We start from the raw sequence: 10497 nt of genomic DNA on the forward strand, positions 1-10497 counted from the left end.
CGGGACGCCGACCGACCCGTGTCGGGGCGGGACGGTGTGTCCGTCCTCGAACTCCCCCTACGCCCTGCGGCGTGGGGGGGGGACCCCCAGGCGGGCCCGGGTTACCCGCCATGACGGACCCGGGGCCGCGTAAGCGAGCGCTTAGAAAAGAGGCCCGCATCACACAGTCCGTACGGTGACCCACGCGATACGTGGGGGTAACTTCCAGACAGTCGCCCCTACGCACCTTCCCTCACTGGAGCCGTGATGCCCGAAGCCGTGATCGTTTCTGCCGCCCGCTCCCCCATCGGCCGGGCCTTCAAGGGCTCGCTGAAGGACCTGCGGCCGGACGACCTGACCGCGACCATCATCGAGGCCGCGCTCGCCAAGGTCCCCGAGCTGGACCCGAAGGACATCGACGACCTGATGCTCGGCTGTGGCCTCCCCGGCGGCGAGCAGGGTCACAACCTGGGCCGGATCGTCGCCGTGCAGATGGGGATGGACCACCTCCCCGGCTGTACCGTCACCCGCTACTGCTCCTCGTCGCTGCAGACCTCCCGGATGGCACTGCACGCCATCAAGGCCGGTGAGGGCGACGTCTTCATCTCGGCCGGTGTCGAGATGGTCTCCCGCTCCGTGAAGGGCACCTCCGACGGCCTGCCCGACACCCACAACCCGCTCTTCGCCGAGGCCGAGGCCCGTACCGCCGCCGTCGCCGAGAGCGAGGGCGCGAGCTGGCACGACCCGCGCGAGGACGGCCTGATCCCGGACGCGTACATCGCGATGGGCCAGACCGCGGAGAACCTGGCGCGCCTGAAGGGCGTGACCCGCCAGGACATGGACGAGTTCGGCGTGCGGTCGCAGAACCTCGCCGAGGAAGCCATCAAGAACGGCTTCTGGGAGCGCGAGATCACCCCCGTGACGCTGCCGGACGGCACGGTCGTCAGCAAGGACGACGGCCCCCGCGCCGGCGTCACGCTGGAGGGCGTCCAGGGCCTGAAGCCGGTCTTCCGCCCCGACGGCCTGGTCACCGCCGCCAACTGCTGCCCGCTCAACGACGGCGCCGCCGCGCTCGTGATCATGTCCGACACCAAGGCGCGGGAGCTGGGTCTGACCCCGCTGGCCCGGATCGTGTCCACCGGCGTCTCCGGCCTCTCCCCCGAGATCATGGGCTACGGCCCGGTCGAGGCGAGCAAGCAGGCGCTGTCCCGCGCCGGCCTGACCATCGGCGACATCGACCTGGTCGAGATCAACGAGGCGTTCGCGGCCCAGGTCATCCCGTCCTACCGCGACCTGGACATCCCGCTGGACAAGCTGAACGTCAACGGCGGTGCGATCGCCGTGGGCCACCCCTTCGGCATGACCGGCGCCCGCATCACCGGCACGCTGATCAACTCGCTCCAGTTCCACGACAAGCAGTTCGGCCTGGAGACGATGTGCGTCGGCGGCGGCCAGGGCATGGCCATGGTGATCGAGCGCCTGAGCTGAGCCGACCCTGCCGGACCGGGGTGCGGGAGGGGCCCGGAGGGCTTCTCCCGGTCCCTCCGAAAGGGCTTTCTCAACCCCGCCGCGTCCGAGCCGTGACCTAATCTCCCCCAGGATGTGACCTATCTCCTGGGGGAGATGCGTTCACCGAGGTCAGAGGGGCTTTGGGGTTAAACATCCAGCCCAAAGTTCTGTCCATTTCGTGACGTAATGCACTGACACCAGGCATCGGCTCACGACAAGCTGATGTAGTAAGTCGGGGAATCCATTGAAACCGGGAGTATGTCAGTGAGCGCCATGTCCCTCGCCCTGCTGCTGACCACGGCCGCTGCCGCGGCTGTGGGCGCCGCTGCCCTGCACACCACTCTTGGGCTGCGCAAGCAGGTCGCCGCCCTGCGTACGGAGCTGGCCGCCGCGAGCCGTCACGGCAGCGGCCCCCTCGCCTCCGTCCCGCAGGCCCGCACCGCACCCGCCGCCGAGATACGGGCCGCCGTCGCCGAGGCCCTCGCCGAGGAGCGCGAGCGCGAGCTGGCCGAGGCGCGCGCCTTCTGGGCCGCGCAGGAGGCCCGCGACGCCGCCGACGCCCCGACGATGCTGGGCGGCCTGGCGGGCCTGGCCGAGGACGGCCCGCTCTTCGTCCCGCGCCAGGCCGACTTCGCCGGTCTGGAGTCGATGGATCTGGAGGCCGCCGAGATGCTCGACGACCTCGCGGACCTGGCCGAGTTCGCCGAGCCGCCGGCCGAGTTCGCCGACGACTCCCCGGAGCTGGCCGCGGCCCGCCGCCGGCACCCCTCGCACCCCGACTTCGTCCCGGTGCAGACACCGGTCGTCACCGACCATGAGCGCACCGTGTCCCGCCTGGAGGAGCTCGCCGACACCGGCACCGCGCTCACCGACGTACGCCCCGGCCCGCTGGGCACGCTCGACGTGTATGTCTTCGCCGACGGCACGACGCTCTGCATGACCCCCGGCCACCGGGAGACCGCCGAGCGGCTCGCCGAGGCGCTGCGCGCCGGCGAGGCGCCGGTCCTGCTGGGCGGCTCGGGTGTCTCCGGCGCCTACGCGCTGACGTTCTCCTGCGGCGCCGGTGAGAACGTCTACATCCTCGCGGACCGCGTCATCGCGTCTCTCTGAGCTCCGGGAGCCCCCGGAGCCCCCGGAGCCCCGCACGTTCGCACGGGGCTCGCAGGCTCACAGCTGCGCCCGCCTCGCCGCCCCCTCCACGAGATCCACGGCCTCGCCCAGCTCCTTCGGCGAGGCCGCTGCCATGCGCAGGGCTTCGGCCAAATCCGTCCCGGCCACCACCAATTGGTCCGCGACCGCGAAGACGCCCGCGTCCGGCATGATCCGCGGCGCCTCTCCCGGCGCCTCGATCCGATGGGCGCGTACGGCCAACTCCCTGGCCAGCGCCAGACCTTCGGCCGCGGCGCCCCGCTGCAACCGGCTCTGCGGGGCCGCCCGCAACCGGTCGGCGAATCGTTCCACGGCCGCTGTCAGAGGTGTCGTATCAAGCACGCCGCGACCCTATGCGCCGGTGCGGGACTGTTGCCAATACGCGAACACTCAGGCACGGTGACGTGAAGGACCACACGCGCAATGCGTCCGGAGGCGCCGATGTCCCAAGTCTTCTCCGAAGAGACCCACCGCAATCTGCTCTCCCGTATCCCTCACTGCACCGGTCGTGAAGTCGCCGACTGGCTCCGCACCGTCGATGAAGGCCCTTCCCTCTTCCGCTTCGAGGAGAAGGTCAGCTGGCTCCGGAGCGAGCACAACCTCGCGTACGGTCACGCGAAGGCGATCATCCATGAGTACGACCTGAGGCGGGCGGCGCGCAAGCTGCTCTAGTGCCGCGGACGGACGTGCATCCGACACAGAGAAGGGCCCGCCCCGGCAGTGCCGGAACGGGCCCTTCGTAACGTCTGCTACTCGCGACGTCCACTACGTGCGTCAGTCGTCGCCCTGCAGGATCGACAGCAGACGCAGCATCTCCAGGTAGATCCACACCAGGGTCATGGTGAGGCCGAAGGCGGCCAGCCAGGACTCCTCGCGCGGAGCGCCGTAGGTGATGCCGTCCTCGACCTGCTTGAAGTCCAGGGCGAGGAAGCAGGCACCGAGGATGATGCCGATGACACCGAACAGGATGCCGAGGCCACCGCTGCGGAAGCCGAGACCGTCACCGCCGCCGAAGACGGCGAACAGCAGGTTGACGGCCATCAGCAGCAGGAAGCCCATGGCCGCGGCCATCACGAAGCCGTAGAACCGGCGCGTGACGCGGATCCAGCGCATCTTGTACGCGATCAGCACACCGCCGAAGACCGCCATCGTGCCGAGCACGGCCTGGGCGACCACACCGTCCGCGATGTACGTGGAGACGGCACTGGAGATCACGCCGAGGAAGACACCCTCGAACGCGGCGTACGACAGGATCAGCGCGGGCGAGGCCTTGCGCTTGAAGGACTGGACGAGCCCCAGCACCATCGCCACCAGCGCGGCGCCGATGGCGATGCCGTACGACTTGCCAAGGTTGGCCTCGTCGACGGGCAGCAGCACCCAGGACAGGACGGCGGTGAGCACGACCGTACCGAGCGTCATGGCGGTGCGCGCCACGACGTCGTCGATCGTCATCACATTGGTGCGGGCGGGCGCCTGCGGCGGGGCACCCAGCTGGGCGTCCGCCGGGGCGTAGGGGTTGGTCGCGTACGGGTTACCGGCACCCTGGGCGTACGGGTTGGTTCCTGCGGCGGGGCCCCCGGCCTGCTGTGCCGCGTTGAAGCCCGCGTAGCCGTTGTCGCGGCTGAACCCCCGTCGCGAGAAGACCGGGTTGCTGCTCCTCATCTCACTCCTCCATGGCCACCGAGCGCGGCCTTGACACAAGAGTAATGCGAGGGCAAAGACCACGGCCTAGTGCTGAGGGAGGATCTTTCCTGGATCGTGACAGGAGAAAGAGGCTCGCGGCCCCTGTGACCGGGCTCGCGAAGTGCTCAGCCCCAGCCCGGGGATGGCGGCATGGGCCAATTGGGCGGGTCCGGCATGGAATGTCCGCCGGTGAGCGTGGCGCCGGTCGTTCTGCCGCTGAGCCGGCCGAGGAGGGCGTGCCCGCTGCCGCCGATCGTGGGACCGGCGGCCGCCAGCGTCCAGGACCGGCCGAGGTCGACGGCGTCGACGCGGGCGACGGGGAAGCCACGGGCGGTCAGGGCGGCGAGGGTGTCGTCGAGGGCCCAGGCCACATAGGCGGCAGGCCAGTCGGCGGTGCGGTAGCCGGCGTCCAGGTCGACGTGATGGGTCTCCAGCTCGCGCCAGCAGCGGTAGAGGGTGTACCAGGCGGGATGACGCCAGCCCGCCAGCGCCGTGACCAGCGTGTCCCACGCCTCGGCGGGCATGGACGAGGCGTCCTCCAGGAGCCGGGCGAGAGAGGTGCGGACATCGGCGAGGAGTTCGGCGGCGGGCAGGACGGCAGCCGCTTCGACGGCTCGGGCGAGTGCGCCGGCCCCGGCTCGCGGTGCGGGCTCGGCACCGGTACGGGCCACGGCCAGCAGCCACGTATAGGCATCGGCACTGCGGGCCACATGGGCGGCGACATGGCCACGGGTCCATCCGGGCAGCGCCGAGGGGGCCTGCAGACCGGAGTCGCCCTGGGCGGCGAGGGTGGCGGCGAACCGGGCACCGGAGCGGGTGAGCTCGTCGATGACGCCGATGAAATCGAGCATGCCTGCGAATCGCCTTACGTCCGTCTCAGGGAGGACGGAGTCCTCGGGGGATAAAAATCGCAACCGCAACTGCAACCAGAGGCACAAGCGGGCGTTCAAGAGTTCAACGATTTCCTGCTCGCGCCACCGGCAACTGACGTGCCCGGAGCCGGACTCGAACCGGCACGGCCCGAAGGCCAGCGAGGTTTAAGCTCGCCGTGTCTGCATTCCACCATCCGGGCTGGGCACGCGGCTCCGCGTTCGCACACGACCCTATCCGGGCGGATCCCCCGAACAGCGGAGTTCGGACCCGATGTTGTCTTATTTTATTGGCGCCTGAGGGTGCGTCAGCCCAAGTTATGGGCAGTTTGCACATGCCGTTACCCGGCGCACGGGCGCGCGGCCCCGCACCCCGGAATGACGGAAAGTCGCCTCCCCTCCACCACGACTCACCCGCAGGGGCCCCGGGGACGCCGTCATACCAAAGGAGGACCATCGAGCCTCTCGGTCAGACCCAAGAGGGCCTCAGGAACGGGCACCGGGACGGACGATCCGGCACCGGGGCGGGCAGCACGATGGGGTGGTCCCCGAAAAGCGCTGTGACAGGAGAGCCGTCTCGTGACCACCACACCCACCGCCGCCCGCGCCACCGCGGTGGCCGCCCGTGCCATGGATCTGTCGAAGGTCTACGGACAGGGTGAGACCCAGGTGGTCGCCCTGGACCGGGTCACCGTCAGCTTCCACCAGGGTGAGTTCACCGCGATCATGGGCCCGTCGGGCTCCGGCAAGTCCACGCTGATGCACTGCGTGGCCGGTCTGGACAGCTTCAGCAGCGGGTCCGTACGGCTCGGCGAGACCGAGCTGGGTTCCCTCAAGGACAAGCAACTGACGCAGCTGCGCCGCGACAAAATCGGCTTCGTCTTCCAGGCGTTCAACCTGCTGCCGACCCTGACGGCGCTGGAGAACATCACCCTCCCGATGGACATCGCCGGCCGCAAGCCCGACAAGCGGTGGGTGGAGCAGGTCATCGACATGATCGGGCTGTCCGGGCGGCTCAGCCACCGGCCCAACCAGCTGTCCGGCGGCCAGCAGCAGCGCGTCGCCGTCGCCCGCGCGCTCGCCTCGCAGCCCGAGATCATCTTCGGTGACGAGCCGACCGGAAACCTGGACTCCCGCTCCGGCGCCGAGATCCTGGGCTTCCTGCGCAACTCGGTACGGGAGCTGGGCCAGACCGTCGTCATGGTGACGCACGACCCGGTGGCGGCCTCGTACGCGGATCGCGTCATCTTCCTCGCGGACGGCCGGATCGTGGACGAGATGCTCCACCCGACCGCGGACGGCGTGCTGGACCGCATGAAGGAGTTCGACGCCAAGGGCCGGACCAGCTGATCCGTTCCGCCACCGCAGACTTCCGGCCCTCACCTCAGGACTGACTCACACCATGTTCCGTACTGCCTTGCGCAATGTGCTCGCGCACAAGGCCAGGCTGCTGATGACCGTACTCGCCGTGATGCTCGGCGTGGCGTTCGTCTCCGGCACCCTGGTCTTCGCCGACACCCTCTCCAACGCCTTCCGCAACCAGTCGGCGAAGAGCTACGACAACGTCGCCGTCGCCATCACCTCGTTCGCCGACCCGGACGACCCCAAGCAGGAACCCGGTATATCCCAGAAGACCCTCGACAAGATCGGCAAGCTGGAAGGCGTCGCCGGCGCCCAGGGCCGCGTCAGCGGCTTCGCCGGGGTCGCCGACCCCGACGGGAAGCTGATCGGCGTCGGCTGGTCCAACAGGGGCTCCAACTTCGCCCCCGGCAAGGACGGCAAGGACCCCGCGTACGAATTCACCGACGGCTCGGGCCCGGTGAAGGACGATCAGATCGCCCTGGACAAGGACTCCGCTGACAAGGGCAATTACCAGGTCGGTGACCGGGTGCGGGTCGCGACCAACGGACCGGTGAAGGAGTACACCCTCAGCGGTGTCTTCACCACCGAGGACGGCGCCGTGAACGCCGGCGGCAGCCTCGTCCTCTTCGACACCCAGGTCGCCCAGAAGCAGTACCTCAAGCCCGGCTTCTTCGGTGAGGCCACCGTCACCGCCGGCCCGGGCGCCGACGACGCGAAGATCCTGGAAGACGTCAAGCCGCTGCTGCGCGACACCGCCGAGGCCAAGGCCGGCCAGGAGCTCGCCCAGGAACAGGCGAAGCAGATCGAGGAGGGCATGAGCGCCCTCAAGCAGGTCCTGCTCGGCTTCGCCGCCATCGCCCTGTTCGTCGGCGTCTTCCTGATCTCCAACACCTTCACGATGCTGGTCGCCCAGCGCACCAGGGAGATCGCGCTGATGCGCGCCGTCGGCGCCTCCCGCAAGCAGATCACCCGCTCGGTGCTGATGGAGGCCGCCGTGGTAGGTCTCGTCGCCTCCGCGGTCGGTTTCCTGATCGGCATCGGCCTGGCCGTCGGACTGCGCTCCGGGATGGCCGCTTTCGACATGAAGATCCCGGCCGGGCCGCTGGTCATCGGGGCGAGCCCGGTGATCGCCGCGCTCTCCGTCGGTGTACTGATCACGATGCTCGCCGCCTGGCTGCCCGGCCGCCGGGCCGCCAAGATCCCGCCGGTGGCGGCCATGAACAGCGTCCACGCGGTGGCCACCACCAAGTCGCTGGTGCTGCGCAACTCCATCGGTGCCGTCATCGCCGGTATCGGCGCGGCGGGAATCCTTTTGGGAGCCTCGGTCGGCGGCGACGACGGCCGGATGTACCTCGGCGCGGGCGCGTTCTTCGCCCTGATCGGTGTGATCATCCTGATCCCGCTGCTGTCCCGGCCCGTCATCGCGCTCGTACGGCCGCTGCTCGTCGGTGCCTTCGGGGTGTCCGGCAAACTGGCCGGCCAGAACGCGGTCCGCAACCCGCGCCGCACCGGCGCCACCGCATCGGCGCTGGCGATCGGGCTCACCCTGGTGACCGGTCTGACGGTGATCGGTGTCACGGTCGGCACGGCCATCGAGAAGACGACCACGGACAACATCAAGGCCGACTACATGGTCACGATGGCCAGCGGCGGGGGCTTGGACAAGTCCGCGCTGAGCGCGCTGGAGAAGGCCCCGGGGGTCTCGGCGGTCTCACCGCAGCAGTCCGTCTACTTCCAGGCCAAGGGCGACTACGTGTCGGCCTCGGCGGTCACGCCCGGCGACATCGAGAAGGTCCTCAACATCGAGGTCGTGAACGGCAGCCTGGACACGCTCGCCAAGGGCGAGATCGCGGTCGCCGAGAAGACGGCCAAGAGCAAGGGCTGGAAGGTCGGCGACAGCGTCGCGTTCACGTTCAACGACGAGAAGAAGAGCACGCTGAAGGTCGGCGCGGTCTACAAGGACAGCGAGTTCCTCTCCCCCGTCATCCTGGACACGAAGATCGCCAGCCCGCACGAGGTCAAGCCGTACCTCCCGCAGATCTTCGTGAAGATGGACGGCGGTGAGTCCGCGGCGAACGAGAAGGCCCTGGTCGACGCACTGGGCGGCAACCCGGCGATCAAGGTGATGGATCAGCAGGACATCCGCGACGAGTTCGGCGGCCAGATCAACACCATGCTGAACATCCTCTACGGGCTGCTGGCGATGGCGCTGATCATCGCGGTGCTGGGTGTGGTCAACACGCTCGCGATGTCCGTCTTCGAACGCCAGCAGGAGATCGGCATGCTGCGCGCGATCGGCCTGGACCGCCCCCGCGTCAAGCGCATGGTCCGCCTGGAGGCCGTGGTCATCTCGCTCTTCGGCGCGGTGGTCGGCATCGGCCTCGGTTCGTTCCTCGGCTGGGCGATCGGCGAAACCTTCGCGGACAAGATCCCGGGCTACGCGCTGGTCCTGCCCTGGGACCGGATCGGGATCTTCCTGGTCCTCGCCGGACTGGTCGGTGTGCTCGCCTCGCTGTGGCCGGCCCGCAGCGCCGCGAAGCTGAACATGCTGAACGCCATCAAGGCCGAGTAGCCGGAGTCGTACGGCAAAGGGCCGGGCTTCCCGAATCGGGGAGGCCCGGCCCTTCCGCTTGCGTCAGGAGCCCGCGCAGTAGCTCATCAGCTGCGTGTGGTTCGCCTTGAACTGGTCGTACACCGCCGCGTTGTCGATCTTCAGCAGCGTCTCGTCATTGGCGCGCAGGGCCTGCCACGAGTAGTTGTGGCTGCCGGTCCAGACGATCTTCTTGCCCGCGACACCGTCGTACTTGCCGTTGACGAGCAGGTACTTGGAGTGGAGCCCGATCTTCTCGGTGCGCCCGGCCGGCGGGGTCTCCCAGCACTCCACGCGCTGGGTGAGCTTTCCGGAGATGATGCCCTCGACGGTCGCGCCCATCGACGGGGTGCCGGTGCCCCCGCCGTTCGGGTTGCCGTCGGCCGCCAGGATGACCGAGCAGCCCGCGTTCACCATGGAGACGAGCTTGCTCGCGACGTGGTCGCGGTAGAAGAGGTTGGCCGCCATCCGCACCTCGGAGCCGGCCGAGCAGTCGACCTTGTCGAGGATGAGCTTGACCGTGTCGGTGGCCGGGTCGGTCTTGTACGTCGTGCCGGACGTCTCCTTGCGCGGGAAGAAGTACGCCTTGTACGCGGGATTCGTCGCGCTGATCGGGGTCTCGTAGTAGTGGTCCAGGCCGCTCCCGGACGTGCCGTACGCCAGCAGGTCGGCGAAGTACGCCTGGTAGATGTCGTACAGCCCGGCGTCCGGGATCGTCACCGCGTTGTTGAAGAGATCGGTGCGCTGGGTGTTCGTCATGTTGGCCGAGGCCTGGACGACGACCTTGTCCGTCCCGCCCACCGAGGAGAACAGGAAGAACTTGTTGTGGTTGATCGCGCCGTCGTCGCCCGGCAGCACGCGGGTGCCGATGCAGCCGCGGTTCGCGGGACAGGCGTAGACCCAGGACGGCTGGGTGCGGTCGGTGCCGAGGCCGGTGGCGAGCCGCGCGTACTCGCCGCCCACCATCGTCGACGAGGTGTGGTCGAGGATCACCTTGACGTTGACGCCGCGTCCCTTGGCGGCGACGAGGGCGTCGGTGACAGGGTTCTCGGTGAAGGTGTACATCGACACGGTGATGGTGCTGCCCGCGGCAGCGGTGTCGATGAGGCCGATGATGTGGTCGCGGATGCGACTCTGGGCGGCCGTGTCGCCGGCCGGGTCGTTGAAGGTGGCCGTCGTGGTGACGGCGGCGACTGCGGCGGTCTGCGCGCCGGCAGCGGTACGGGCCGTGGCGCTGCCCGGCAGGACGGCGCTCGTGAGGAGCGCGGCTGCGGCGGCGGTGCCGAGCAGCCAGGAGGTGCGGCGGTGCACTTGTGGGTTCCCCCCTAGAGGTGGCGTATTCATGACAATCCGGAC

General features: G+C 69.1%; 9 protein-coding genes and 1 tRNA gene. 5 read left to right on the plus strand and 5 right to left on the minus strand.

All coding sequences use genetic code 11. The features are described from left to right. Positions 1-246 precede the first annotated feature (246 nt). Positions 247-1467, plus strand: coding sequence for an acetyl-CoA C-acetyltransferase (locus ACWGI8_RS14000; protein ID WP_453660734.1), 1221 nt, complete (start codon positions 247-249; stop codon positions 1465-1467). A 294-nt stretch (positions 1468-1761) separates the two neighbouring features. Further along, complete coding sequence (locus ACWGI8_RS14005; protein ID WP_453660751.1) at positions 1762-2598, plus strand: hypothetical protein; 837 nt, start codon at positions 1762-1764, stop codon at positions 2596-2598. A gap of 57 nt (positions 2599-2655) precedes the next feature. Here ACWGI8_RS14005 and ACWGI8_RS14010 read toward each other — a convergent pair whose 3' ends face one another. After that, a complete protein-coding gene (locus tag ACWGI8_RS14010) occupies positions 2656-2979 on the minus strand; it encodes a hypothetical protein (RefSeq protein WP_453660736.1) in 324 nt (107 codons plus the stop codon). A gap of 99 nt (positions 2980-3078) precedes the next feature. Between ACWGI8_RS14010 and ACWGI8_RS14015 the strand changes: the two genes are divergently transcribed. After that, positions 3079-3309: a DUF4287 domain-containing protein gene (locus tag ACWGI8_RS14015; RefSeq protein ID WP_290349703.1), complete on the plus strand. Its 231-nt coding sequence runs from the start codon at positions 3079-3081 to the stop codon at positions 3307-3309. A gap of 102 nt (positions 3310-3411) precedes the next feature. Here ACWGI8_RS14015 and ACWGI8_RS14020 read toward each other — a convergent pair whose 3' ends face one another. The 3 genes from ACWGI8_RS14020 to ACWGI8_RS14030 all read right to left on the minus strand — a co-directional run bounded on the left by ACWGI8_RS14020 (position 3412) and on the right by ACWGI8_RS14030 (position 5392). Continuing rightward, complete coding sequence (locus ACWGI8_RS14020) at positions 3412-4299, minus strand: Bax inhibitor-1/YccA family protein (protein WP_453660737.1); 888 nt, start codon at positions 4297-4299, stop codon at positions 3412-3414. A gap of 146 nt (positions 4300-4445) precedes the next feature. Beyond that, positions 4446-5171: a maleylpyruvate isomerase family mycothiol-dependent enzyme gene (locus ACWGI8_RS14025; RefSeq protein WP_453660739.1), complete on the minus strand. Its 726-nt coding sequence runs from the start codon at positions 5169-5171 to the stop codon at positions 4446-4448. Between the two features lie 139 nt (positions 5172-5310). Continuing rightward, positions 5311-5392 (minus strand) — tRNA-Leu (locus ACWGI8_RS14030). 376 nt (positions 5393-5768) lie between these two features. Here ACWGI8_RS14030 and ACWGI8_RS14035 point away from each other — a divergent pair. Together ACWGI8_RS14035 and ACWGI8_RS14040 are read left to right on the plus strand one after the other, a co-directional pair. Continuing rightward, positions 5769-6539: an ABC transporter ATP-binding protein gene (locus ACWGI8_RS14035; protein ID WP_453660741.1), complete on the plus strand. Its 771-nt coding sequence runs from the start codon at positions 5769-5771 to the stop codon at positions 6537-6539. A 52-nt stretch (positions 6540-6591) separates the two neighbouring features. Further along, positions 6592-9123: an ABC transporter permease gene (locus tag ACWGI8_RS14040; RefSeq protein WP_453660743.1), complete on the plus strand. Its 2532-nt coding sequence runs from the start codon at positions 6592-6594 to the stop codon at positions 9121-9123. Between the two features lie 63 nt (positions 9124-9186). On the opposite strand, the gene ACWGI8_RS14045 is transcribed toward ACWGI8_RS14040, so the two are convergent. After that, the gene (locus tag ACWGI8_RS14045) at positions 9187-10452 is read right to left on the minus strand and encodes a phospholipase D-like domain-containing protein (RefSeq protein ID WP_453660745.1); all 1266 of its coding nucleotides are present in this window, start codon (positions 10450-10452) and stop codon (positions 9187-9189) included. Positions 10453-10497 lie beyond the last annotated feature (45 nt).

It is taken from the genome of Streptomyces sp. NPDC054841 (genome assembly GCF_053611045.1).

Bases quoted from the DNA above. Each gene is read 5' to 3' on its own strand.
- ACWGI8_RS14000 (WP_453660734.1), top strand. From the start codon at position 247: ATGCCCGAAGCCGTGATCGTTTCTGCCGCCCGCTCCCCCATCGGCCGG.
- ACWGI8_RS14005 (WP_453660751.1), top strand. From the start codon at position 1,762: ATGTCCCTCGCCCTGCTGCTGACCACGGCCGCTGCCGCGGCTGTGGGC.
- ACWGI8_RS14015 (WP_290349703.1), top strand. From the start codon at position 3,079: ATGTCCCAAGTCTTCTCCGAAGAGACCCACCGCAATCTGCTCTCCCGT.
- ACWGI8_RS14020 (WP_453660737.1), bottom strand. From the start codon at position 4,299: ATGAGGAGCAGCAACCCGGTCTTCTCGCGACGGGGGTTCAGCCGCGAC.
- ACWGI8_RS14025 (WP_453660739.1), bottom strand. From the start codon at position 5,171: ATGCTCGATTTCATCGGCGTCATCGACGAGCTCACCCGCTCCGGTGCC.
- ACWGI8_RS14040 (WP_453660743.1), top strand. From the start codon at position 6,592: ATGTTCCGTACTGCCTTGCGCAATGTGCTCGCGCACAAGGCCAGGCTG.